This window comes from Thermodesulfobium sp. 4217-1 (genome assembly GCF_039822205.1).
In the GTDB taxonomy this organism is placed as follows: Bacteria; Thermodesulfobiota; Thermodesulfobiia; order Thermodesulfobiales; family Thermodesulfobiaceae; genus Thermodesulfobium.
The window spans coordinates 174,104-200,095 of record NZ_JBAGBW010000001.1 but is presented as its reverse complement, the minus strand read 5'-3'; the positions used below and the strand labels follow the sequence as shown (position 1 = coordinate 200,095).

The following is a 25,992-nucleotide window of genomic DNA, read 5'->3' as shown; positions in this document are numbered from 1 at the left end:
TGAAAGTTTATGAATAAAAAATATCCCAAAAAATTAGCAGTCACAGAATTAATAATTCCGTAACTGCTAAAATATTATTAAATTAAATTTATTAATTATAAATTCTACTTAACGCTCTTGTGACAAAACCACCAATCAAAACAATTGACTTGACCCGACCTTTCTGCGGCACCTTTTACATCAGAAGGAGGTGGAACTATTACGTCAGAGCCTACCAAATCACTATTGGGCCAATTTGCTGGAATTGCAACCTTATTTTTATCAGAGACCTGCAAGGCTTTAACTGCTCTAAGTATCTCATCTATATTTCTGCCCAATTCTTGTGGATAATACAATACAAGCCTTAATATAGATTTATCGTCAATTACAAACACTGCCCTAACTGTGTTTGTCCCTTTTGCAGGCTGTATCATTCCAAAAGATTTTGCTACCTCACCCATATCATCTGCAATTACAGGAAATTCAATGTTTACTCCAAGTTTTTCTTTAATCCACTCAATCCATTTAATGTGAGAAAATACCTGATCAATTGACAAGCCAATTAATTCAGCATTCAAAGCCTTAAAATCACCTAACTTTTTTTGAAAAGCAACGAATTCAGTGGTACACACTGGCGTAAAGTCAGCAGGATGGCTAAATAACACTACCCATTTACCAGAATAATCATCTGGTAGATTAACCAAGCCCTGAGTTGTTTTTACTTTTCTATTTTCAATTTTTTCACCCAAAAGCGGAAACGTCATAAAATTACCTCCTAATTTTTTAAGTAATAATTATTATTATTATTACTTAAAATTAAATTTTTGTCAATCTAAATTTAATGCCTAATCAAAAATCTTATCTGGATTTAGCAAACTGTTGGGATCGAGTGCAGCCTTTATAGCCCTTCCGAGTTCTATAGCTCCTTCATCAAACTCAAGCCTTAGAAAGGGGGCCTTCATATAGCCTATTCCGTGTTCTCCTGAAAGCGTACCCCCAAGATTTATCGCCAATTCAAATATTTCTCTTATAGCATCTTGCACTCTTTTCATTTCCTCTTCATTTCTCTTATCGGTAAGTATATTTGGGTGAAGATTTCCATCTCCAGCATGACCAAAGATTATTACTTTCAAAGAGTATTTTTTGGCAATTAAGTTTATTCCCTTTATCATATCGGCAATTTTCGAACGCGGTACGGTAGCGTCTTCAGAAATCTTTGTTGGAGCTATTTTTCCGCAAGCAGGAGATATAGCTCTTCTCAGAATCCAAATTTTGTCCATTTCGTTATTATCTTTTGCTAAAATAAAGTTAAAACCTTTCGAATTCAAAAATTTGGCAATTGTATTAACAACTGATTCTACTTCCTCCTTAATGCCGTCAACCTCAAGGATAAGCAAGGCATTTGTATCAGAAGACACATCAAAAAAGGCATATTCCTTCACTATATCTATGGCAGTCCTGTCCATTATTTCAAAGGTCTTGGGTACTATGCCCTGGCTAACTATATCGTTTATACAAACTGCAGCATCTTCAAGGTCTTTAAAGCTTATCAAAAAGAGATTTCTTGTGTCTGGATTTCTTATAAGCCTTAAGCCTACCTTTGTAAACACTCCAAGTGTACCCTCAGAACCAGTAAACAAATCAATTAGGTCTGGATTTTGAAATACGTCGACACTTATCACGCTGCCATCTGACAAAACAACTTCGAGAAATTCAATGTAGTCTCTAGTAACACCATATTTAAAACACATTGGCCCTCCCGCACACTCAGACACGTTGCCGCCAATAGTGCACCACGCACTGCTTGCAGGGTCCGGAGGATAAAAAAGACCCTTTTTAGAGGCGAAGTCTGCAAGCTCTTTCGTTACAACACCAGGCTCAACAACAGCCAACTTGTTATCCACATCCAGGCTAATAATTTTGTTCATTTGAGTTAGCACAAGGGATATCCCCCCTTTTAGGGGCACGCTGCCGCCAGAAAGATTGGTACCAGCACCCCTACAGGTAACAGAAACCCTATACTTGCTTGCAAGATTCAAAACCTGAGAAATTTGTTGAGTGGATTCGCCAAAAACTACCATCTCAGGCAAAGAGTTCTTAAAGGTTGCGTCATAAGAGTACAAATAGAGGTCCTCTGAATCATCGGTTATCCTTCTTTTGCCTATAGATCTTTCAAGTTCTTTTTTAAACTTAGAATATGGCAGTGAAGTCTTGATATGATTATCTTTTAAATCAATTTTCTGAACTGCGTTAAGAATATCAGCCTTTATTTTATCAATCTTATCATTAGAGTTAAGATTAGAATAAAAACCTTGATCATTTATAAATTCAGATTGAAATGCCCTTTCGAATTTTTCTAAATCGCTAAATTCCTTAAAAATTAAGCAAACAAGGCTCATTAGTGGAAAAATAATTTCATCGCAGTCTATATTTAAGCCTTTTAAAATATTTTTAATACGTTTCGTCTTATCTATAAAATCTTTATTATCAAATTTTATCTTTTTAATCAAGCCCTCATCATTTGGAAAATTTAGTTCTGAAACTTCATGATTTCCTGAATTACTGCCAATTAAGGGCTTTAGCTGAATTTCAAGTTCACCTGCCACCTCTTTGTCAACTATAATCGTTGCAAAGAATTTATCAAAAAATTCTTCCTTGTGTATTAAATAAAAAGCAAAGGTGAGAACCCTTAATTGTTCTAAAATAGAATTCAAATTGGTTAATTGAGAAATTTCTTCAAGAAAAAAATTAAAAATCCTGTTTTCTCTCTTTGGATGCAGTCTGAGCACTAAATTTGTTGGAATAGCTAACTCTTTAAAACCTAGCAAAAACCTTGTAAAGTCGTAGCCGCTCGCACACTTTACCACTTTTTTATTTAGATCGATTTTCTTACCAAATTTTGTCTCAAAGATTGAACCTAATGCAAAATTAAAGATAGAGCCATACAGATGATGAGATGGATTTGGCAATTTTAGATGAAAAAGGTCAACAATCCTCAACTGCGGATAAAGTTGGTTGGCAGTAGGCAAGAAAACAAGATCCCCCTTAGACAGTTCTAAATTTAAGTCTCTAACCAAAATATTTGGATCGACGCATAATACTTGATTTACGCTATCTATTTCTAATAGCATGCAGGATATCCATCTGCTCTTGGCTCTGATCCACCAACCAAAACTCCATTGTCCAATTTGACAATAATCTGTCCTCTGCCAAAGCTTATTGAATCTGAAGTAACATCTACGTCGTGTCCCATCTTCACAAGGTCATCAGCTATATTTTGGCCAATCCCACTTTCAACAAGCACCTTCTTGCCGCCAAGCCACTGAAATCTTGGCGCATCAAGTGCAGCCTGAGGATTATCCAAAAAGTTGATCATATTTACAAGGACCTGAACGTGTCCCTGTGGCTGCATAAATGCCCCCATTACGCCGAATGGGCCAACTGCATTGTAATCTTTCGTTATAAAACCAGGAATAATAGTATGATATGGCCTTTTCTTCGGGGCAATGCAATTGGGATGGCCCTCTTCAAGGACGAAATTCGCCCCCCTATTGTGCATAGCAATTGAAGTATCATCTATTACTATGCCAGAACCAAAGCCCATGTAGTTGCTCTGTATGTAGCTAACCATATTTCCATAGCCATCAGCGGTACACAGATATACGGTATTCCCGCAATATGCACTTTGAGTTTTTGGCAAAAAAGCACTATCTGATATAACCTTCGATCTATTAAATCCATACTCCTCGCTAAGAAGCTCCAAGACATCTTTCTTCATATCTTTAATATCTCCAACATAAGATAGAGCGTCTTCAAAGGACAATTTTAGCGCTTCAATACATCTATGAAAATATGAGCTGTCTCTTAAAATATCAAAACGTTTCAAGATGTTTAGCGACATAAGAGCCACTATTCCTTGACCGTTTGGCGGAAGCTCCCATATATCATATCCGTGATAGTCAATTTTCAATGGCTCTACCCACTCGCCTTTAAAATCCTTTAAGTCGCGCTCAGATATATAACCTTTATGTTTTTTAAAGAATGAAACAATCTTTTCGGCTAGCGGGCCGTCATAAAAGGATTTGCAATTAGTTAGAGCTAATTCTTCTAAGGTTTTGGCAAGATTAGTATTTTTAAATATTGAAGCAGGCTTTGGTGCCCCATCCTTTGCAAAGTTTTCAAACCAATGACCAAACTCATCTCCTTTTTGCTCTGAGATGACATTGTAGAAATTCTCCCATAGCCTAGAAATTATCGGCGATACAGGATATCCATAGCGAGCTAAATCTATAGCAGGAGCAAATACATCAGAAAGACTTAGCCTTCCAAACTTTGACGAAAGCTCTCCCCATCCCCATGCTACGCCAGGAACAGTAATAGACTCAAATCCAAATCTAGGCATTTTCTTAAATCCTTTTTTAGTCAAGAGATCAAGGTTTATATTTGAAGGCGCATACCCGCTTGAATTGAGGGCATGAAGTTTGGAATCCTTCCAAATCATCGCGAAAGAGTCCCCACCAACCCCGCAAGAAGTTGGTTCAACCACTGTAAGGGCTGCAGCCGCTGCAAGGGCTGCGTCAACAGCATTGCCTCCTTTTTGTAAAATAGACAAACCTGCCTGAGATGCAAGTGGCTGGGTAGTAAGAACCATTCCATTTTTTGCAAAGCAAACGTGCCTTTCTGAAGGATAGGGATATCTTTGAAAGTCAAACATCTTTCACCTCTTGTTTAGAGTAGTTTCCTAAAATTATATATTGTTATGACAAGATTTCCTCTATAATATATTAAGATCAAAAATATTGGGGGTAAGAATGGATAGATTGAAGGTTGTATTACAGGGTTTCCCTGCAAAATCAAACAGAGGGTGGCTTGGATGGTGTAATGTAGTCTTGATGTCCACATCAAATGGTTATTTTCTCTTTGATACTGGCAGTTATGGAGATAGAAGAGAGCTCTTAGATTCTCTAAAAAATTTAGGGGTCAATTTATCAGAAATAAAGGGAATATTTCTTACTCACTTTCATTTTGACCACGCAATAAACATTGAACTTTTTGAAAACGCTAAAATTTATATGTCAGAAAGAGAATACAAGTACATTACAAGCGGTTTTTTCGAAAAAGCATCAGATCTCTATGTGCCTAAATCTATGATAAGTTATCTTTTAAATAGAAATCCCGTAATATTAAGAAATAACGAGAAAGTCTTAGATGACATAGTCGCAATAGATCTGCCTGGACACACCCCTGGATCTATGGGATTTCTTTTAGAGAGCACGAAAACTTTGATAGGCGGAGACGCTGTCAAAAATATTAAAGAATTCTACAACGAATTGGACACGCTACTTGTTTTCGGAGACATTCACGATTATAGAGAGTCGCTGAAAAGAGCAAAACAGATGGCAATTAATTTTGTTCCAGGTCATGACTCAATATTTAGCTTTAACAAAGAAATAAAGAAATTAACCGATTTAAAGGTTATAATTTATAGCAATACAAATTGGGAAGAGACCGCGCCAAAAGAGTTTAAAATTACCTAAATATTAAGGAGAAAGATTATGAAAAAGTGCACCTTTATCTTTTTAATTTTAGCCTTGCTAATGCTTGTAAAAACTTCATACGCCGACTTTAACCTTAGCAACATATCTCAAAACGAGTTGCTCCTCAAACAAGGAGAGACAAACCTTGTTTTGCCGGGCGAATATTTTGAAATTAGCATCAACGATCGAGATAATAGTAATTTTTCTATAGATTATGACAAAAATCTCCTAGAACTAACGAGAGACGAGAGCTTGTCAGGTAACAAAATCTATTACTTCAAAGCAGTTGCAGATAAGGTCTCAAACACAAAAATAGTTGTCAAGTCAGACAAAGAAAGCTCAAAACCTCTTACGTATGATATTTATATCTCACCAGCAGACGATATACCCCTGGTCACGATAAAGGATATAAACGATAGCCCGGATAAGTTTATAAATAGCTTTGTAAGATTGAACGCTAGATTTCTCGGCTGGTCAAGACCAGTTAACACGAATGATATTTGGGGAACACTGGTGACAAAATCAGACACAGTAATAGAGGACAACACTGGTGCAGCTTTTATCTCGGGAACAAGCTTTATGTATAAAACTGACAGCGCTGTTCCATTTATAGCAAGAATAAAATCAAATGGAAAAACTGGCTTTGAAATATATTTATTAAAGTTACTTAAATGAGTTATTTTTCTTCTTTGTCTTACAGATATTCAAATATTTATATAGTGAAGGAAAACGAATTTGTTAAAAGAATTTTTCTAAATGATGATAGTTTTTTGTCTTTTTATGAAAAAAATAATCCAAAGAGAAACGATCTTATCTTAAAAGATGAAGTAATGCAGTTAACTGAGTACATAGATGGCAAAAGAAAAAAATTCGACATTCATTATGAGCTTTTAGGTACGGAATTTCAAAAAATCGTCTGGGAAAAAATATTGGGCATTGGGTATTCAGAAGTTAAAAGGTATTCTGATATAGCAAAAGAAATTGACAAACCTCTTGCAACAAGAGCAGTCGGCAACGCTTGCAGTAAAAATGTCCTGCCAATAATTGTTCCATGTCATAGAATTATTTCCACAAAAGGCCAGGGTGGTTTTTTCGGTCAGGATAATGAATTTAGCCAAATCAAATCATATCTTCTAAACTTAGAAAGGACTTCTTAAAGAAGTCCTTTCTAAGTTTTTTAACTTTAACGCAATGCTATTTAAACTTTAAACTTATCAACTTCTTTATCAAGGCCTTCTATCTTCTCCTTTAGAGATTGAGAAATACCCTTGAGTTGATCCATCATTCCTGTCTGCTCTTGTGTGGTTGCACAAATCTCTTCTGTAGAGGCAGCGCTCTCTTCTGATATTGCGGCTACATTTTCAACTTCTTTCTGAACTTCTAGTGCAGCATCGTTCATCTCGTTTGCGCTAGCTGAATATTCTTCTGATAGAGCAGCAAGGTTGCTAACATTTGCCTCAATATTTTTTATACCGCTCGTAACTTCATTTACGCTATCCCTTGCCCTTGTTATCTGCTTTAACAAGCCTGCGATATTAACAGTAATCATATCAAAAGATCCCTTAACTTCAGATGACAGAGCCCTTCCGCCATCTACTTCAGATAGTGCCTCGGCCATTGACGCCGATGCAGCCTTGGTCTCTCTCCTTGTTTCGTTGATCAAGAGAGCTATTTCGTTTGCTGCTTTTTGTGATTCTTCAGCGAGCTTTCTGACTTCATCAGCTACAACTGCAAAGCCTCTTCCCGCATCTCCCGCCCTTGCTGCTTCAATGGCTGCATTTAAGGCTAATAGATTTGTCTGATCGGCTATATTTGAAATAAAATCGACAATCTTTCCTATGTCATCAGATCTTTGATCGAGAATGCCAATATTTTTGGACAAATCATCAACTGCGTGTGCAATTCTCTCTGCAAGCTCTTCTCTCTTGCCAAGTACTTCATGACCATTTTTTGCTTTTTTATCTACGTTTGCCGCAAGAGTATTAACCCCTAATGTAGCCTTTTGAAGAGTGTCGGTATTCTTTGCAATATTGGCTACGCTTTCGGCAATCGAAGACGCGTTTGTCGCCTGTTCCTCTGCTCCCTTTGCAATTGCAGTAATGCCTCCTATAAGCACCTGAGCGCTATTTGTCAATTTTTGTGCAATATTGGAAAGAGCTTCCACGCCCTTTGCAGTGCCCTCAGAAGTTTTCGACGCCTCCTGTGCCGCACACGATACTGAATCTGATACCTTTAAGAGTTGGTCTGAAATATTTAAAATTTCGTCTGAAGAAGAGTTAATATTAGAAATTATGCTTACCAGACTTTGCCTCATTCTTTCAATAGATTTTGCGATAGTGCCCATCTCGTCTTCGTATACTCGCTGCATCTTGGTGCTGATATCTCCTCTTGCTATTCTCTCTATTCCGTCGACAGTTTTGTATATTGGCTTCATCAAGAATATCTCCAATGCGAACATAAGAAGCGCTATGCCTATAATAATTGCAAGCAAATTAAGACCGAATTGAATTAAAGTAAAATTAAAAAGCCCAGAATCATAGAACCCTGCGCTCTTTGCAACAAAGAGCATCCCTATAACCTTGCCATCTATATCCTTCAACGGAGCATAGTATGAGTAATAAGGCTTGCCAAATAGAGAGTTTTTAATTTGTAGAGGCTTTCCTTCCTTTAGGACTGAATCCAAAATCTTGGAGTTGTCCTTCTTGGTTCCGATGGCACGTGAGCCGTCTTGTTTTGTGAGAGTGGTGCTAACCCGCGTATCGCTGTCAAAAAATGTCGCTTCTGCGCCCATCTTTTCTTTAATCTGATCCACAATAGCATTAGAACCAGATATCATCATGCCAGTAGAAACCGCACCGATGATCTTGCCAGTATCGTCCTTTATGGGTGCGCCTGCTCTAATAGACAACCCAGTTACATTGCCTTTCGAAATGCCCGAGACCACCTCGCCCTTAAGGGCCTTGTTCACCTCAACCGCTTCTTTTATGGTATCGAGCCTTTTTGCAGGATCGTGCCCCCTCATTAATACCTGTTCCTGAGGATTTACAACGGTAATAAAAAATCCTGGGTGATCCTTCACATAACTAGTTAGAATAGTTTGAAGTTGTGCCATATTGTTTGACTTTATTGCAGAGACTACGTCTGGTTCCTTTGAAACCACTATAGCCATTTGTTTTGCGGTTGATATGTCGCTCTCAAGTAATAGATTTGCTCCATCGTAAAGTGTCTTTACGTCGTAGTTTGCAGAGATATTAAAAGCATTACTCAGTTGCAATAGGCCCCCACCCGACAGAAATAGGCCAAAAACAAGAAAACTTACAAAAACAGAAAACCCTAATTTCTTTCTTAAAGATAGATCTAAAAAAAATTTAAAGAACTTTTTCATCTACTTGCCCCCTTGAAAGCAAAATATAATGTAATAATAATTATTTCTAGGTGTAAATTACTTTTATAATAATATTATATATCAAAAGTAAAAAATTTTTTTTATTATCATTATAATTCAATTACAAGTTATTAAATTTTACAAATAAAATAAAAACCCCTCCATCACTGGAGGGGCACACTATTAAAGATACTATCCAAACAACTTTTAGAAGTCTCCCATGCCGCCCATGCCGCCCATGCCGCCTGGAGCTGCTGGCATTGGTGCCTCTTTCTTAGGCTTATCGGCAATAAGTGTATTGGTAGTAAGGATCATGCCGGCTATAGATGCAGCATTTTGAACTGCTGAACGAGTCACCTTGGCAGGATCAACAATTCCGCTCTTCACCATGTCGACATAGGTTCCATTAGAAGCATCAAATCCAACGCCAGGCTTCTCTTCTTTAAGCCTTGCCACAACAACTGAACCCTCAAAACCTGCGTTTGAAGCTATTTGTTTACAAGGAACCTGAAGTGCCTTCTTTACTATTTCAAGACCAACTTTCTCTTCGCCCTCGTAGCCCAAGCTGTCAAGAGCCTTCAAGGCATGTATTAATGTAGCGCCACCACCAGATACTATGCCCTCTTCAACAGCTGCACGTGTTGCAGAAAGAGCATCCTCCATACGGTGTTTCTTTTCCTTAAGCTCGGTTTCTGTCGCAGCTCCTACTTTGATAACTGCAACGCCGCCTGAAAGCTTTGCTAAGCGCTCCTGAAGCTTTTCTCTGTCATAGTTGGAATCTGTCTGCTCGATTTCTTTTTTAATCTGAGCTATTCTTCCTTTAATAGCCTCAACGGAACCTTTACCATTAATTATTGTAGTCTTTTCCTTTGTAACCTTTACCTTTTCGGCTCTGCCAAGATGCTCAATCTTTGTATTCTCAAGTTTCAGACCTACATCCTCAGATACTACCTCTCCGCCAGTAAGGATGGCGATATCCTGAAGCATTGCCTTCCTCCTGTCACCAAATCCTGGCGCCTTTACAGCAACCACATTTAATGTCTTTCTAAGCTTGTTCACAACGATCGTTGCAAGTGCTTCACCTTCTAAATCCTCGGCAATAATAAGCATTGGTTTGCCATTTCTTGCAATTTCTTCAAGTACTGGCAATATATCTTTTAAGATGTTTATCTTCTTATCTGTAATAAGAATATATGGTTCGTCGAGCTCTGCCTCCATCCTCTCTGGATCGGTCACGAGATAGGGAGATACATAACCCTTATCGAATTCCATACCCTCAACGATATCAACGCTAGTTTCAATACCCTTTGACTCTTCAACAGTTATTACTCCGTCTTTGCCAACCTTGTCCATTGCCTCAGCAACTCTTTCACCAATGAATTTGTCATTAGCAGAAATGGTTGCAACCTGTGCAATAGCTTCCTTTGTCTCGACAGGCAGGCTCATCTTTTTAATTTCCTGAATAACAACTTTTACTGAGTTCTCTATGCCCTTCTTAACCGATAGAGGTGAAGCGCCGGCAGCAACCATCTTCAACCCTTCCTGCACCATAGCCTGTGCAAGAACGGTTGCAGTAGTAGTTCCGTCTCCAGCTATATCGTTCGTCTTAGAAGCAACTTCTTTTAAAAGCTGTGCACCCATATTCTCATAAGGATCTTCTAATTCTATCTCTTTAGCTATGGTCACACCGTCATTTGTAATTGTCGGCGAACCCCATTTTTTCTCTAATACAACGTTTCTTCCCTTTGGTCCCAATGTTACCTTTACAGCGTCAGCAACAGCGTTAACGCCTTTTTCAAGTGCCCTTCTTGCCTCTTCGTCAAATGCTATCATTTTAGCAGCCATACATTCACCTCCTAATTATCCTTTAATAGCGTATATATCGCGTTCTGCAAGGATCAAATAATCCTTTGCATCGACCTTAATCTCTGTACCGCCATACTTGGCAAAAACAACTCTGTCTCCTACTTTTACTTCCAAGGCTACCCTTGTTCCATTATCAAGAATTCTGCCCGTCCCAACGGCAACCACAACGCCCTCTTGTGGTTTTTCCTTTGCAGTGTCTGGCAAAACTATACCAGATAAAGTCCTCTCCTCAGCTTCCACAGGCTCAACAATTATGCGATCGCCCAATGGTTTAAGATTCATAGAATCACCTCCAAAATTTTTAATTATTTGTTAGCACTAAACTTTGATGAGTGCTAACAAATAAAATATTATATCGTTTAATCACTAATGTCAAGGGGTTAAAAACTTCCCGATATTAGTGCTTTGATAAGGTTATCTTATTAAATTTTTCAGCAATTAGAAGTTGTCAGTTGGGCGTTTTTTCGGCAAGGTATATATCAATAGTCCGGAGATAATCAAAGATAGTGCCAAGCACAAATAAGCCAAGTTATATGAGCCCGTATAACTCTTCACAATGCCTATTAAAAAGGGTCCAACCCACCCACCTATGTTGCCAATAGAGTTTATCAAACCAATTGCCCCAGCAGCTGCGCCCTCAGATAAAAATGTAGTTGGAATAGACCACCACACGCCCATTCCACTGTATACACCTATTGCAGCAAGGTTAATAAAAACAAAGTTCAAAAGTGGATCGGTTGTTAACACTGTGCCAGCTAAGCCTATAGCTCCTATAAACAATGGAACTGCTACGTGATATCTCTTTTCACCGCTTTTAGAAGACGAATTGCCAACAATTAAAAATCCTATTAGAGAAAGCACCATTGGTATTGTAACCAAAAAGCTAACATTTGCATTAGACAGGCCTGAAACCGATTTCAAAACAGTGGGCAGCCAAAAACCAAAACCCCAAAAGCCCACAATCCACATAAAATAAATAAAACCAAGTTTTAGAACCTCAGGATCTTTGAGCCCTTCCAACAATGTGTATTTCCTTACTTTGTTTTTAGCGGTTATCTCATGCTGATAAAGGTCAGAAAATAGAAGTTTTTCTTCAGCTGTTAGCCAATTCACATCTTTAGGCCAATCTTTGAGCCAAAACCACAAAACTATGCCAAGAAGAAGGGACAGACAACCTTCTACAAGGAACAAAAGCTGCCAGCCAACCATATTAAACATTGATGTCCCAATTATAATGCCAGCTAATGGCGATCCTATAATACTTGCAACCAGTAGAGAGGTAAGCATGATAGAAATTGCTCTGGCCCTTTCATTTGGTGCGAACCATCTTGGGAAAAAAATAGCATAGCACACTGGATAAAAGCTTGCCTCAGCAGCTCCTATTAAAAATCGAACAACGTAAAACTCTATTGGGGTTTTAACAAAAATCATAAGAGAGGTAGCGATGCTCCACGTAACTAGAATTCTCACAATCCATTTTGACGCACTCCATTTTGCAGCACATATAGCGCCCGGGACTTCAAAAAGCACATATCCCCAAAATAAAATGCCTGCACCAAAACCGAAAACCTCAGGTGAAAAGCCTAACGCCTTGTTCATAGTCAGTGCAGCATAGCTCAGATTGAGGCGATCGAGAAATGCCAATACAGAAGCAATAAATAATGGCAAAATCACATTAAAATACCTTTTGCTCAATGTTCTTTTTAACATCTCATCTAATTGAGTTCTGTCCACCACCAAAACCTCCCTTGAAAATTAATATTACGTATTATATAGCAAAAAGGTATAGAAATTTAAAATCACATTTAAAAATTTGATTTCTTAAGTTATTAAATTTTAGATATATAATATGCATATACCAAATTCTTGATTTAAGGAGAGGATATGACAAAGCATCTTTTTTCTGCAATACTCTTCTTTATTTGTCTATTATTTGCTCCTCTTAATGGTATAGCTAGAGCTGATATTTTTCATTTGATAATTAGATCTGGAGTTACTCAGAACGAAATTGATAATATAAATTTAGCACTTAATACCACCAGCGAGATGATCAAAGATTATGGCTTCGTATTGAACGAAAGAATAAATGTGGTCATAACAAGTGACAAAGAGGACTATAAAAATGCTTTAATTGAGTACTTTCATTATTCAGAGGCCTTAGCAGAAAAGGAAGCAAGCATATCAGGAGGGGAAAGCTCTACAAAAGAGCCTATCGTTATAATCAGGGGCTCTGATAGGCTTGATAAGTATAAAGCAGAGGCATTTAGGGTCCTTCCGCACGAGATCTTTCACCAGATTCAAAGACAGTATGGAAAGCAAACAAATGTGCCAATATGGTTTGAAGAGGGAACCCCAGAGGCATTCAGGTATATTGCCCAGGTAAAAGCTGGTATTACCTCAAAAGAGATAGCGTTTCAAGATCCGCTTGCAAGACTGAACATGTACGTAAAGTTAACCCATAACTCTTTGCCAAACCCAGAAACTTTAAATGAAGCTACCTGGAGAGATTGTATGTCAAAAAAAGTTCCCGTATACTCTCTTGCCACTCTTATGGTTCTTCACTTAACAGGGGATAATTTTTCGAAAATTCAAGAAGTATATAGACTTATGCACGAAAACGTATCCTGGAGCCGAGCCTTTACTGAGGTATTTGACGTTACACCCAATGATTTTTACAAAGACGTTATGGAAAAGATAAACTTTGAAATTGAGCACTCATAACTTTTAAGCAACCAAAAATATTTCTACGCAAAGCCAATATTGCAAACTTTTATTTGCCTAAGAAAACGTTCTCTTTCCAAAGACCGTCATAAATAATTTTGCCCTTAGAGTTCCTGAAAGTTCCATAGCCATCTCTTAGACCATTTTTAAACTCGCCCGTATAAACACTGCCATCTTTATATTTTATCGAACCCTTTCCGTTATAAAAGCCTCTTTTAAACTCGCCTTCGTATGAAACAACGTTTGAATTTTTGTTCGAATATTCGATCTTGCCAAAGCCGTCAAAAACGCAGTCTTTTACATCTCCTTCATATTTATAGTTTGGAGTCCCAATTGTTGCATGCCCTTCTCGCACGCCGTCTTTTATAAACCCAGAATACTTATAAAGTTCGTTTCCATTCTTATCATAAAGAACAAAAACGCCTTCGCCGTTCGCTAAACCGTTTTCACATGGCCCAGACCAGGATACTGACTCTCCTTGTGCTAAGGGTTTTAATAACTTTATCTGGCAAGAAGAGTTAGGATCTTCTACTGTTACAAAATCAGCAAAGGCACTCTGTTGCAAAACAAACAGACAAAGCAAAATTATTAATATTTGAAAGTACTTCAAGCGTGTGCCCCCTTAAATCATTATTTATTTTTAAGATCTTATCATACAATATTTCAAATGCTAATAAATTAAAGATTCATTTGATATAATAAAAAAATGGACGAGAAATTTCTTATAGAAGCGATTACAGGAAAAACTTCATACATCCCGGGTCAGGTAAACTGTGGATTTTATGACAACTGTATGATAGATACCCCATGGGAGATGCACAACCACAAAAAGATAAACCCGGAATACTTGCTTCTAACTCACGGACATGCAGATCACTTTAGAATTGCCTTTTTATTTAAGGGGAAAGGAACAAAAATAGTTGCGCCCAAGGAGGAGTGCATCTTCGTAGAAAATCCGGAAATAAACGTAAGAGCAACGTTTAGCTGGGCCATACCTCCCGATGCAATGGTCAGCTCTCTTATGAAAGGCGTTCCATGCAAAGTCGATATATATAGCGAAAACTTTTTCTATCCAGGCATTACAGTAGTCCCCCTGCCAGGTCATTCTATATCTCAGGTGGGCTATCTTACATCTGATAAAATTTTTTTCACAGGCGATGCACTATATACAAAGGAGCTGTGGAAAACATTTCCACTGCCATATTCAATCGACCCTTTACTGGTAAAACAGTCCCTGAAGAGAATTGGCAGCATTGAATTTGATTACCTTGTTCCAGGTCATGGCAAGATCTTGTCTAAAAAAGAGGCAATGGAAGAAATAGAGTATCATATAGATAAAATTAACGAAATTGACAATCTTATCCTAAGGCTTTTGGAATCTCCCTGCTCAACTGAAGAGATAATATCAGACGTCTTGTCATCACTTGAAATAAGCAACTCTCTTGCTCAATATTGGATTGCAGTAACCGTTATAAAGAGCCACCTGAGCGCCCTTACCAGGATAAATAAAGTTGATTTCTTTCTGGAAAACGCAAGGGTTTATTGGGAAAGGGTTAAATAAACTCAAACTTATCGACATTAAACAGCCCATTGACAGTGAGCTTTACATGGCCAATTACTTCAAGCGCCATAAAGCTTAACGTGCCAAACGGATCGCTTAACTCAGAGCCATTTTTTCTAACAGCATCATTTAACTTATCCAATTCAGAAATTAGATTGTCTTCGTCTGAGTCTGACAGTATACCGGCCAGAGGCAGCCCTACTTGTGTGAAATATTCTCCATCAAAATAGACAAGCCCTCCTTTTAAGTCGAAAACCCTCTCAACGGCCTTTTTGATAGATAAATCATCTGCTCCTACACATATAACGTTGTGACAATCGTGAGAGATTGACGTTGCAACAGCCCCTCTTTTTAAGCCAAAACCCTTAATCTTACACGCTGAGCCTTTATTTTTCTCATATCTTGATATCACTACCAACTTTAGGATATCTTCTGCTATATCAAATTCGTCTTTCTCGGTAGAAAACAGTTCTGTGATAAGGCTCTTGTCCTTTGCAACAATACACAGTGATCTTATTCTTTCATCTATCTCAGGTATTACAATTTCATCTCTGTTTACTCTAAAGGAGTTAAAGAATGCTTTTGAAAATCTTTTTTTCTTTGTATTAAAGTTTTCTATTATTTTACCGTTAACTATTACCTTACAAATTTCAAATTCTTTAAAATCCTTAAATAAAACAAGGTTGGCGAAACTGCCCTCTTTGACTTGAGAGTACATATTTAAGCCATAATGATTGAGAGTGTTATAAGTTGCAGCCCTTAGTGCCAGAATTGGATCTATACCCAATGTTACAGCCTTTCTAAGATTAAATATTACGCTACCAGTCCTTTTAAGATCGACAACGCTCTTATCATCAGTGCAAAAACCCACTTTATCAGGATATTCTGAAATTACTCTATAGGCCAAATCTTGCATAGCCTCAGCGCTGCCCTCTCTGATAAACACGAACATACCTGCATCTATCTTGCTTTTTAGATCGTCATAGGTCTCGCTTTCGTGGTCATCTGAGATGCCTTTTGAAATGTATTTTTTTAACATTTCACTATCCCTATAAGGAAAGTGACCATTGATTAAAATATTTTTCTCTTTTGCAAGATCAAGAATTGACTTATAAGGCTCATCGTCATTTATAACCCCATATACGTTCATCATCTCTCCTATAGAGATTACATCGGGCTCCTCTATTAGCTTCTTAATATCCTTAGCAGTGATCTTTGAGCCAGATTTCACAAACCTTGTAGCAGGAACGCTTGATGGTATGGCAAAAAAGATCTTTGACAAAGAGCTCTTTGCATCCTTCATAAACAGTCTGATTCCCTTTACCCCAAAAATATTAGCAATCTCATGATTATCTGAGACTACATATAGAGTGCCAAATCTTGAAACCAGATTCCCAAAAATTGAAGGAGGAAGCATTGAGCTTTCTATGTGACAGTGTCCGTCAATTAAGCCTGGAGAAAGTATTTTGTTTTCAGCTTCAATTACTACTTTTGCCTCAATATTTTTTTCGCCTATATACGAAATTAGATTGTCTCTAATACCAACAGAGGTTTTTGTAAATATATTTTTTTCAAAGTCAGGTATAAAACAGTTATTAATTGCAACGTCAAACATAAGGCTCCCTTTCAGATTATTCAATTTTTATAACTTCAATTGTATCACCAACCCTAACAATTCCCCCTTCTTCTACCGAGGCAAAATAGCCTTCTTTGGGCATTATACAGTCGCCTGTTTTTTCGTAAACTGCACACTTTGTGTGACACTCTTTTCCAATTTGACTAATAGATATTATAGAATTGCCCAATTTCAATTTTGTTCCTATTGTAAGTGTGCTTAGATCTATATCAACAGTAAAATTTTCTGCAAAATCTCCAAAACTCAAGTCCTTATGTTTTTCTCTAGCTCTATCCAGACTAAATATGCTTAAAAGGCTAACCTGCCTGTGACCAAAACCAAAATGTGCATCGCCCTCAATTCCAAAATCATTTACCAATAAAGCTTCATTAACTGGTTTTTTAACTTCACCCTTGTTCTTGCTAACATTAATAGACAATATTGTCCCCATAATTCATCTCCTTAAATTATAGTTTATTTATAAACTTTATTATTAAAACATAATAAAGGGCCGCCGAAGCGGCCCTTTATATAATTTTATACAGGGAGATTAAGCTTCTTTCTCTTCTTGTTTATATGATTAATCATCAGTTCTGCCATCTTATGCGGATCCGTTTCTACAGCAAAACAGGCGCCCACTACGTTGGTCAGGCCATCAAGTGCCAGGTCTGTGACGAGTTTGCTGCCAGTAATGTTTGGAGTCACTCCCAAGACAGTATAAACGCCGCTTGCTACAAAATACAGTCCGATAGAGAGTGCCTTTTCTGAATACCATTCAGGCGCTGATCCTGCCACAGGGAGATCAGAGATATCGACGCCAAGCTCTTTTGCCACCAAACCGCAAAGATGCAATATTCTTGAATTGTCTACACAGCTTCCCACATGAAGTGCAGGGGGTATATTAAGAGCCTTGCAAACTGAGCTCAAACCAGGACCAGCAAGGGATGCTGCTTCTGGCATATAAAGTCCTGCCTTGCCCATAGCTACAGCAGAACAGCCCGTTCCTAAAACCAGAATGTCATTCTTTATCAACTCTTTTGTAAGGGTTACATGACAATAATCGTGTTTTCTTCTCGGATTATTGCATCCAACAAGCCCTGCTACTCCTCTTATCTTTCCTGATTTTATAGCATCCAGAAGAGGTGTAAGAGAGCCACCTAAAGCCTCCAATATTGCCTCGTTTGAAAAACCGCTCATCATTGGAACTGGCTCAACAGGAATCAAAACTCTGTTTTTATCCCTCTTCTTATAGAGCTCAATTGCCATTTCAACGAGCTTTTGCGCCTGAGTTCGAGCGTTCTTTACGCTAAACTCTACGTGCTCGGCCCCCGGGAATTTCGCCTTTGGAGAGGTAGTAATCATTTTAGTATGATAACAATTCATTGCGGGTATCAAGCCTGGCATTATACACTGATAATCTACTATGACTAATTCTACGGCACCAGTAGCGATAGCCAGCTCTGTCATAAGGTGATTCCCAGCCATCGGTATGCCTTGTCTCATCAAAAGCTCGTTGCCAGTGCAGCAAAGACCAGCTAAATTTATACCATTTGCACCCGCAGCCTTTGCACTCTCAATATTATTTTTGTCTCTAACTGCTGTCAAGACTGCTTCAGAAACTATAGGACTGTGTCCATGAACGAGTATATTTACCTCATCTTGCTTAAGAACCCCCAGGTTAACCTTAGACTCTACGGGCTTAGGGGTACCAAAAAGGATGTCAGATAGCTCTGTTGCAACCATTGAACCGCCCCAACCATCAGAAAGCGATACTCTTGCGGAATGCAAAAGCAAGCTTACGGGATCCTGATCTACGCCCATATGAGTTCTGTGCATCATCTCTACCACTTCGCGATCAATGCCTCTTGGTGATATAGTCAGGGATTCCCAGAGCTTTCTCCTTGATTCTGGTGCCCTCATAGCAAAACCAATATTGCCCTTCTTTATGCCAAACTCATCAAAAAGAGTGCTGGATAGATCCTTTGCTACTTGCAAGGTCTCTTTTCCCTCTGTATTAATGCCCAATTCCTTGGCTATCCTTAGAAGCTTATCTACATCTCTAATCTCATAGCTTTGTGTTTCTGAGTTTGCAACTGCATCAAGGGTTTCGAGTAGATCCCTTCCATGATCAGAATGGGCCGCAGCGCCAGCCGCAACACCCCTACCGAAGTTCCTTGCTACAATGGTATCTGCATTTGCGCCGCACACGCCAAGGCTTTTTTCCTTACCAGGTACTATCCTACAGGGTCCCATAGTACAATTTCTACATGAAAGTCCCTGTTTACAAAATGTACACTGTGGTTGCTGGGCTTTAAACCTATCCCAAACAGTTACAACCCCGTCCTTTTCGGCCTTTTCGATCATAATCTGAGCATCCTTACAAATACTTAGCTCTTCGATCTCATCCTGGCTTCGTGCCATTTTAGTCCTCCTTATTCAAAAATTTAAATATATCAGAAAAAATAGGATCGCATATCTTTCTCTGTTCAATGTCCAAAATACATGGATTTGACATGCCCATCCTTACAAGATCTGGCAGATAATCAATGAAATTAATATTGTCAAAATTGCTATAGCCATTAAAGTCGAAATTATCTTTATCTGATTTATTGAAAATAAGAATTCTTTTTGTCAGACCAAGCTCGGTCGCCATTGAAGAAATGTTCTTAGCTGTTTTAAAGCTAACTAAGGTTGGCTCGCTAACAACTATCAAGGCATCCATCCCCTCTACTGTACCTCTGCCTAAATGTTCTATTCCCCCCTCCAGATCTACCAAAATTATTTCGTCTCTCTCGAGCACTACGTGCGCGAGAAGGGCTTTTAAGAATGCATTGGCATTGCAAGAGCAACCGCTACCTGCAGCTTTTATCCCCCCAAGGACCAATAACTTAATATTTTCTTTTTTGACAGAGTATCTTTCAGGAATGTCTTCTACTTTTGGATTTAGGTTTATAATCCCGCTCCCCACTCTGGAATTAATTAACTCTAGCTCTTCAGATATAGGGACAGGCAATTGACCTTCAGAAAACCCCAAAGCCAGACCCAATGTTGCGTTTGAATCAGCATCTATCAAGAGGACGTCCTTCCCCTGCCTTGAAAGAAAGTCAGCAAACCAAGCACAAACAGTGGTCTTACCTACACCACCTTTGCCCGCTACAGCTATTTTCACTATTTACCCTCCTTTGGGCAAATCCTAAACGCTAACTTAGATTATAAATCAAACAAATCGATAATTAAACATATTATGAATTAAGAATTGTTATGTATTCATAAACATAATAAATAGTAAAAAATTAAGGATATAGATAGAGCTTATTTTTCTACAATTTCGTCCTCTGCCCAAACTCCATCTTCAGATTTACCATCAGGAGTGACAAGTTTGCCCTCACCATGTTTTAAATCTTCTTTCCACCCACCCACATATCTCGTCATATCTGGCAATACCAGAACACCAAATCCATGTCTTTTGCCATTAAGATAGCCACCTGCATACCATGAACCATCAGAATATGTAACTACGACCCTGCCTTCCGTTCTGTTCATATTAAATGTGCCAGCGAATCTCGTGCCGTCAGCCTGGCAAAATAGACCCTGACCGTTAAAATGGTCCTGATAAAATTCTCCTAAATAAAAGGTGCCGTCAGGCCAGGCAAACTCGCCCTTTCCCTGCTTCTTGCCATCAATCCAGTCGCCCTCGTAATAACGTCCATCAGGAAAGCTAAGCCTGCCATAACCATTTTCCTTGTCATCCTTCCATTCTCCAACATACTGTCGCCCATCGTGAAAAGAAAAATTCCCATATCCGCTTATCCTGTCGTTTTTCCAGTCTCCCTCGTACTCATCGCCTGTAAGCCATGCAATCTTCCCTCTGCCATTCCTCTTGCCTTGAACGAAATCGCCTTCGTATACAGTACCATCAACATAATTCATAATGCCTCTTCCGTGTGGCTCTCCATTTAAAATATCGCCCTCGTAGATTGCTCCATTTTCAAATACAATCTTGTCGCTGGAATCCTTACCCATAATTATCTCCTTTCAAACATCTAATAATATACAAGCCTCATAGATAGCTCTAACAATATAGAATTTTTAGTATAACAAATTTTTGGGCGATACTAAATAAAAAGTTTGACATATAAAAAGTTTTTGAAATAAACTGTATAATACTATAAAATATCAAAAAAACCAGTTACACTTCTGGAGGTTTTAAATGAATTATAAATATTTATTTTTGTTAACAATGGGTCATCTTTTTACCGACCTAAATCAGGGTGCTTTGCCAGCCCTGCTGCCCTTTATGATTACAGAGCACGGTTTAAATTACGCTCAAGCTGCTGGTCTCATTTTTGCTGCAAATTTTTTGTCCTCTGTAGTCCAACCAATATTTGGAATAATGGCAGACAAACATGCAAGAGCCTGGATGATGATAGCTGGAATATTTTTAGCTGGCCTTGGCATTGGCTTTTCTGGTTATATTCCAAATTATACAATATTGTTTTGCATTATATCAATAAGCGGTTTGGGGGTTGCGATGTTTCACCCAGAAGGGGCTCTCTTGGCCAATAAGCTTGCAGGCAGCAAAAAGGCAAGTGGGCTTTCTTTATTCGCGCTTGGTGGTAATGGTGGCTACGCTCTTGGACCAATCATTGCCACAATAGCAATACTGCATTTTGGATTTCATGCCACAATTATTCTGCTCATATTAAGCCTTTTTATGGCTATCCTGTTTATACCTCACATTCCGTTTTTTGACAAGATACTTAAAAGCCCAAAGGAAACAAAAACTGCCTGGGCAAAAAATACAAAAAACCAAATTAGTGCTTTTTCAATCCTTACTGGCATTGTGTTCTGTAGATCAAGTATATTTTTTGGTCTAAATACCTTTATTCCTCTTTTGTGGATAAACTACTATCACTCTTCTCAAACCGAAGGCAGTATTGCACTGGCAATATTCTTTCTAATGGGTGCGATAGGAACAGTACTAGGTGGCAATTTAGCTGACAGGATTGGATACGTCAATATAGTTAGATTTGGATTCATTGTCCTATTGCCAGCCCTTCTTGCATTTCCTTTTATAAACAATCAAACCTTAGCAATGGCGCTGTTAGTGCCCATAGGTTTTGCAGTATATATGGCGTTTAGCCCGATGGTAGTCCTTGGTCAAAAATATCTTCCAAACAGCATGGGCTTGGCATCAGGGGTAACTATTGGCCTTGCTGTTAGCGTGGGCGGAATAATCGCACCCTTGTTGGGAGTTTTAGCAGACAGCTATGGATTAATTTCTGCATTTTACGTTATAGCTATAATACCCTTAATAGCCATCCCATTATCTTTTTGCCTGCCCAAAGACTAAGACTCAAATCCCCGCTCTTTGGCATAGGTCTTCAGTATATTGTATACAGCCTCATGATGAGACCCTTTGTCTATGTACATTTCGTCGTCAGCTCTTCTGAAGATATCCTGCAAATCGTCTCCAGGCACGTGGCCAAATGCCAAGCCAAAAGACATATACAGCGGGACATGCTCACCTTCAGCCAACCCTATATTATTTTTTAATTTGTCAATAGCAGCGTTTAGCTCATCGCTTCTATAATCGGTACAAACAGCCGCAAATTCATCTCCGCCTATCCTACACACGCGACCAATCTCTTTGAAAATGCCGTCCAGCAAGTGGGCAGTACGAATTATCAAATTGTCGCCCTCTGCGTGTCCTATTCTATCGTTTGCCCATTTCAAACAGTCGATATCTACTACGACTATTGCAATTTTTCTTTTTAGTTTTGAAATGCTAAGCTTCGCTAATTCCTCTTCAAAAAATCTCCTGTTATATATCCCGGTAAGCGAATCCCTATAGCTCAAAAATTCAAGATTTCTCTGGTATTCCACCTTGTCAGAAACGTCAGCAGCGGTACCGAATAAATATATACCCTCGTCATCAAGAAGATATGTCAAGAGCACTTCTAAATATATTAAACTGCCATCTTTATGATTTCCTGTAACGATTGAATGAAATCGATCGCCAATTACCATGCCTTCTTCGGTAACGACAGATCTTATCGCCTCTTGACCATCTTTTGTAAACAGCTCAAGAGGAGATTTTACTAAAAGCTCTTCGATAGAGAGGCCAAAAATACTGGCAAACTGAACATTTGCATACCTAAATGTAAAATCAGGAGCGAGCATAAATATTCCAGTAAGCGAGTTGTCAACTAAGGCTCTATATTTTCTTTCAGCAGATCTTAGCTCTTTATTAACATCTTCAAGTTCAGTGTCCTTTTGATCTAGTTGTTTCAATATTTTAATGAGGTTATCGAATAGCGATTTAAATTCCAGCGTAAACTTGTCTGACTGAATGGAGCAAATCTCTCTAACATCTCTTCTGTCTTTATAAAAAATATCTTCAAGAACTTTAATTGGTTTGGCAAATTCTTTGTAAACAAAAAAATATCCAAACCAAAGCAGCATTATCATAGCTAAAAGACAAAAAAAGATAGCAATAAAAGTAAACCTAACAAGGCTTAAGAAAACGCTTGACGAGATGGCGAAGTAGATTGTCCATCCAGAAGTTGTTAATTTAGTCTCACTGCTTAACCATCGATCAAAAAAGATAAGATTAAAAAAATTAACAGGATTGTTTATAAAAAATGCTTTAAAATCCTTCCCTATAAACTGAGTAGAGTACTTAGGATTGGACACAATAACGTTTGAATTTTGGTCTATTAATGCGAAACGTACCTGAGAACCCAAACCATTTATCGAGCTATTAATCGGTGAAATAATCTTATAAATATTTTCAACTGGGATTATGGATATGACTACGCCTGTTATAAAATTATCCTTAGTAAAAACTGGCACAGCAAAAACTATCACTCTTTCATTGTCAAACCTTGAAAGGAGTAGCCCAGAAACTGACTTTTCTCCCTTCATGGCTTTAATAAAATAACTTCTATCGGCAACGGAAATATTTTTAATCTTAGTCGTTGAATATTCAATCTGGCCTGATACATTGACATAAGCTATACTTTGAGCTTCGGGAAAAGAGCCCTTTAGATTTCTCAATATAGATTCAGACTCAGGGGACGCTCTCTTTATGCTATCGAGCGATGAAAGCATCTCAAGTTTATAGAATTCACTTGAAATAAAGTTCTCTAATGTGCTTTTATACCTTTCAGTTGAAGAGCCAAGGTTGTTTGAAATATCGTTTTTAAAATCCTGATACTGGATAAAAAGGGTGCATGCAAAAAACAAAACTGGAATTAAAAAGGATAAAATAATTACAATTAAAATTCTACATCTTATGCTCCTTACATCACAATTTTCAATGGGGTTCAATGTCATAGCAAAAAATTAGACCGAAACCATCAAACTTTTAACTCGCCTGATATAATTAATGGTTTCAGCATAAGGAGGCACGCCGTTAAATCTTTCAACGGAGCCCGGGCCTGCGTTGTACGCAGCAAGTGCAAGATCAACGCTCTTAAATGTTTTTAAGAGACTTGAAAGATATTTTGCTGTTCCTCTGAGGTTTTCTATGGGATCGAGCGGGTTATCCACACCCAAACCCCTTGCTGTAGCTGGCATAAGTTGGCCCAACCCAAGAGCCCCATCAGGTGACACGGCATTTGGATTTCCATTAGATTCAGCTAAAACTATTGCCTTTAACAAGCTTGGCTTGATGCCATATTCATTGGCTATATCCGGGAGCTCTTTCTCCCAATCACTAGACGCGATCTGATTTATTTCGGTTTTGTCATAATTTTGATTAACAGGATCAGCCTGAGCTACAACTGAATTGATTTCTGAAGAGAACACAGCGCCCGAAGAGGATATCAAACCATTAAATTTTGAAGGTGAAGTTGCAGCCAGATTTTTTTTACTTTCAGTCTCCTTCAAAACGCTCTTGAAGTCAGTTTTATAGTCCTCTTTAAAAGAGCCAGAGCTAGATATCAAGCTTGAAATATCAAGTCCCTGCTTCTGGGTTACCCTTTTCATCTTAACCTCCGTTAATATTTTAAAGCTAATTGAGTATTAAAATAAGATAGCTATTTATAATTACTTTTTGCCCTCTGACACCACGTTCATCCATATAGAAAACTCCTTAGAGATGCTGCCAAGCAATGATTCATAATAAAGGGCATTATCAAGGAGCATTGCGTTTTCCCTCTCTGGATCAACGTCATTGCCGTTTGTATAGACGCCTTCATTTCTTTTTACTGTCTTAAAACCCTCATCAAGAGTTTGACTATCGTCAATATGCAATGGATCGGTTCTCTTCAGTGGGAGGTTGTTCTCATCTTTTTTTAAAACCTCCCTTAACTGGGCCATAAAATTAATATCATAAGACTTGTATCCTGGAGTATCAGCGTTTGCTATATTTTGGGCAAGGACTTCGTTTCTCTTATAAGCGCCAGAAAGCCCAAATCCAAGTACTTTAAAAACGGGGTCATTAATTATCATCAGTCTATCTCCAAAAGTTGTCTGTGGTCTATGAATGCCTGGACAACTTGAGTGTAAATGTTTTCAAGGTGCTCTTCTTTAATATTTAATACCTCCATGGCCTTAGGCTCCAGCCTATACAAAAGACCATCGGCACCGACCCCCTGACCACTCATAAGGGCGACTGCATCAGCAATATGGACAATGCAAACAATGTCTACAAAATCCTTAGCATCCATTGGGCTGTGATGATGAGCAATAGCTTCAATCAGCATTGGAGGTAAATTCCATTTTTCAGCAACTTTGCCGCCAAGATATGCATGATCAAACCCAAGAACTGCGATCTCAGCTTCCTGGAATGACTTGCCCTCTTCTACAAGTTCATTTATGGTCTGAAATTCCTTTTGAACAAATTTGCCGATTATAGTTTTGCCTATATCGTGAAGTATTCCAGCGGTAAATGGCTCTTCTGGCTTAGGATATTTTATTAATTTTGCAAGAGTTTTTGCTCCGATAGCCACAGACATTGAGTGTTCCCAAAGAGCTCCTTTTTGAAGTTCATAGCCCTCAACCTCCTTGGACAAGTGCGCATGAAGAGCTGCTGCATAAAGTATGTTTTCAACTACTCCGAACCCCAATATAACAATTGCCTCAGTAACAGTCTTGATCCTTCTTGCATATCCAAAATAGGCAGCGTTTGAAAGCCTTAAAACTCTTGCCGTAAGAGCCTGATCCTGACTTATAACGTTTGCCAGATTTACCGCCGTTGATTTTGGATCTTTTATAATGTTTAGAGCTTCTATTACTATATGTGGTAAAGGGGGTATATCAGATACTCTATCCAAGATTTGCTTCATATTTTCTTGTGCCCTTTGAGAAAGATCTATCATTG

23 protein-coding genes are annotated in these 25,992 nt (G+C 38.4%); 6 read left to right on the top strand and 17 right to left on the bottom strand.

All coding sequences use genetic code 11. From position 1 onward, the window contains the following. Window positions 1-104 precede the first annotated feature (104 nt). From V4762_RS01015 to V4762_RS01005, 3 genes are all read right to left on the bottom strand, one after another. A complete protein-coding gene (locus V4762_RS01015; RefSeq protein WP_347313900.1) occupies window positions 105-743 on the bottom strand; it encodes a peroxiredoxin in 639 nt (212 codons plus the stop codon). An 81-nt stretch (window positions 744-824) separates the two neighbouring features. Then, on the bottom strand, window positions 825-3,110 hold the full coding sequence (locus tag V4762_RS01010) for an FAD-binding oxidoreductase (protein ID WP_347313899.1): 2,286 nt from the start codon (window positions 3,108-3,110) through the stop codon (window positions 825-827). Next, window positions 3,101-4,693, bottom strand: coding sequence for a gamma-glutamyltransferase family protein (locus tag V4762_RS01005; RefSeq protein WP_347313898.1), 1,593 nt, complete (start codon window positions 4,691-4,693; stop codon window positions 3,101-3,103). Before V4762_RS01005 ends, V4762_RS01010 begins: the two co-directional genes overlap by 10 nt. A 97-nt stretch (window positions 4,694-4,790) precedes the next feature. Between V4762_RS01005 and V4762_RS01000 the strand changes: the two genes are divergently transcribed. From V4762_RS01000 to V4762_RS00990, 3 genes are read left to right on the top strand one after another with little or no spacing between them, the layout of a single operon-like run. Continuing rightward, window positions 4,791-5,516, top strand: coding sequence for an MBL fold metallo-hydrolase (locus V4762_RS01000; RefSeq protein ID WP_347313897.1), 726 nt, complete (start codon window positions 4,791-4,793; stop codon window positions 5,514-5,516). An 18-nt stretch (window positions 5,517-5,534) separates the two neighbouring features. Next, window positions 5,535-6,191: a hypothetical protein gene (locus V4762_RS00995; RefSeq protein WP_347313896.1), complete on the top strand. Its 657-nt coding sequence runs from the start codon at window positions 5,535-5,537 to the stop codon at window positions 6,189-6,191. A 14-nt stretch (window positions 6,192-6,205) separates the two neighbouring features. Continuing rightward, on the top strand, window positions 6,206-6,673 hold the full coding sequence (locus V4762_RS00990) for a methylated-DNA--[protein]-cysteine S-methyltransferase (RefSeq protein WP_347313895.1): 468 nt from the start codon (window positions 6,206-6,208) through the stop codon (window positions 6,671-6,673). Between the two features lie 41 nt (window positions 6,674-6,714). On the opposite strand, the gene V4762_RS00985 is transcribed toward V4762_RS00990, so the two are convergent. The 4 genes from V4762_RS00985 to V4762_RS00970 form a co-directional block, all read right to left on the bottom strand. Continuing rightward, window positions 6,715-8,901: a methyl-accepting chemotaxis protein gene (locus tag V4762_RS00985; RefSeq protein ID WP_347313894.1), complete on the bottom strand. Its 2,187-nt coding sequence runs from the start codon at window positions 8,899-8,901 to the stop codon at window positions 6,715-6,717. Between the two features lie 207 nt (window positions 8,902-9,108). After that, window positions 9,109-10,746: a chaperonin GroEL gene (gene groL / locus V4762_RS00980; protein ID WP_347313893.1), complete on the bottom strand. Its 1,638-nt coding sequence runs from the start codon at window positions 10,744-10,746 to the stop codon at window positions 9,109-9,111. Between the two features lie 15 nt (window positions 10,747-10,761). Continuing rightward, window positions 10,762-11,049 (bottom strand): co-chaperone GroES, encoded by a 288-nt coding sequence (gene groES / locus V4762_RS00975; RefSeq protein ID WP_347313892.1) that lies wholly within the window; start codon window positions 11,047-11,049, stop codon window positions 10,762-10,764. A 156-nt stretch (window positions 11,050-11,205) separates the two neighbouring features. After that, window positions 11,206-12,501 (bottom strand): MFS transporter, encoded by a 1,296-nt coding sequence (locus V4762_RS00970; protein ID WP_347313891.1) that lies wholly within the window; start codon window positions 12,499-12,501, stop codon window positions 11,206-11,208. A 150-nt stretch (window positions 12,502-12,651) separates the two neighbouring features. Between V4762_RS00970 and V4762_RS00965 the strand changes: the two genes are divergently transcribed. Beyond that, window positions 12,652-13,488: a hypothetical protein gene (locus V4762_RS00965; RefSeq protein ID WP_347313890.1), complete on the top strand. Its 837-nt coding sequence runs from the start codon at window positions 12,652-12,654 to the stop codon at window positions 13,486-13,488. A 49-nt stretch (window positions 13,489-13,537) separates the two neighbouring features. Here the strand turns inward: V4762_RS00965 and V4762_RS00960 are convergent, their stop codons facing one another. Then, window positions 13,538-14,098: an MORN repeat-containing protein gene (locus V4762_RS00960; RefSeq protein ID WP_347313889.1), complete on the bottom strand. Its 561-nt coding sequence runs from the start codon at window positions 14,096-14,098 to the stop codon at window positions 13,538-13,540. 96 nt (window positions 14,099-14,194) lie between these two features. Between V4762_RS00960 and V4762_RS00955 the strand changes: the two genes are divergently transcribed. Then, window positions 14,195-15,049 carry an MBL fold metallo-hydrolase gene (locus tag V4762_RS00955; protein ID WP_347313888.1) on the top strand — a complete coding sequence of 285 codons (855 nt, stop codon included), beginning with the start codon at window positions 14,195-14,197 and terminating at the stop codon, window positions 15,047-15,049. Here the strand turns inward: V4762_RS00955 and V4762_RS00950 are convergent. The 5 genes from V4762_RS00950 to V4762_RS00930 all read right to left on the bottom strand — a co-directional run bounded on the left by V4762_RS00950 (window position 15,042) and on the right by V4762_RS00930 (window position 20,687). Further along, window positions 15,042-16,664 carry an adenine deaminase C-terminal domain-containing protein gene (locus tag V4762_RS00950; RefSeq protein ID WP_347313887.1) on the bottom strand — a complete coding sequence of 541 codons (1,623 nt, stop codon included), beginning with the start codon at window positions 16,662-16,664 and terminating at the stop codon, window positions 15,042-15,044. The genes V4762_RS00955 and V4762_RS00950 overlap by 8 nt on opposite strands. 16 nt (window positions 16,665-16,680) lie before the next feature. Further along, entirely contained in the window at window positions 16,681-17,115 is a 435-nt protein-coding gene (locus V4762_RS00945; protein WP_347313886.1) for an MOSC domain-containing protein, read from the bottom strand. An 86-nt stretch (window positions 17,116-17,201) separates the two neighbouring features. Then, complete coding sequence (gene cooS / locus V4762_RS00940) at window positions 17,202-19,085, bottom strand: anaerobic carbon-monoxide dehydrogenase catalytic subunit (protein ID WP_347313885.1); 1,884 nt, start codon at window positions 19,083-19,085, stop codon at window positions 17,202-17,204. Window position 19,086: 1 nt separating this feature from the next. Further along, window positions 19,087-19,833 (bottom strand): ATP-binding protein, encoded by a 747-nt coding sequence (locus tag V4762_RS00935; RefSeq protein WP_347313884.1) that lies wholly within the window; start codon window positions 19,831-19,833, stop codon window positions 19,087-19,089. A 143-nt stretch (window positions 19,834-19,976) separates the two neighbouring features. Then, window positions 19,977-20,687 carry an MORN repeat-containing protein gene (locus V4762_RS00930; RefSeq protein WP_347313883.1) on the bottom strand — a complete coding sequence of 237 codons (711 nt, stop codon included), beginning with the start codon at window positions 20,685-20,687 and terminating at the stop codon, window positions 19,977-19,979. Between the two features lie 187 nt (window positions 20,688-20,874). Between V4762_RS00930 and V4762_RS00925 the strand changes: the two genes are divergently transcribed. Beyond that, entirely contained in the window at window positions 20,875-22,017 is a 1,143-nt protein-coding gene (locus V4762_RS00925; RefSeq protein ID WP_347313882.1) for an MFS transporter, read from the top strand. On the opposite strand, the gene V4762_RS00920 is transcribed toward V4762_RS00925, so the two are convergent. From V4762_RS00920 to V4762_RS00905, 4 genes are read right to left on the bottom strand one after another with little or no spacing between them, the layout of a single operon-like run. Beyond that, on the bottom strand, window positions 22,014-24,002 hold the full coding sequence (locus tag V4762_RS00920; RefSeq protein WP_347313881.1) for a diguanylate cyclase domain-containing protein: 1,989 nt from the start codon (window positions 24,000-24,002) through the stop codon (window positions 22,014-22,016). The genes V4762_RS00925 and V4762_RS00920 overlap by 4 nt on opposite strands. Window positions 24,003-24,011: 9 nt before the next feature. Continuing rightward, the gene (locus V4762_RS00915; protein ID WP_347313880.1) at window positions 24,012-24,656 is read right to left on the bottom strand and encodes a lytic transglycosylase domain-containing protein; all 645 of its coding nucleotides are present in this window, start codon (window positions 24,654-24,656) and stop codon (window positions 24,012-24,014) included. 60 nt (window positions 24,657-24,716) lie between these two features. Then, window positions 24,717-25,121, bottom strand: coding sequence for a flagellar basal body rod protein FlgB (gene flgB, locus V4762_RS00910; RefSeq protein ID WP_347313879.1), 405 nt, complete (start codon window positions 25,119-25,121; stop codon window positions 24,717-24,719). Beyond that, the gene (locus V4762_RS00905; RefSeq protein WP_347313878.1) at window positions 25,121-25,990 is read right to left on the bottom strand and encodes an HDOD domain-containing protein; all 870 of its coding nucleotides are present in this window, start codon (window positions 25,988-25,990) and stop codon (window positions 25,121-25,123) included. The genes flgB and V4762_RS00905 overlap by 1 nt, the downstream gene beginning before the upstream one ends. Window positions 25,991-25,992: the final 2 nt, after the last annotated feature.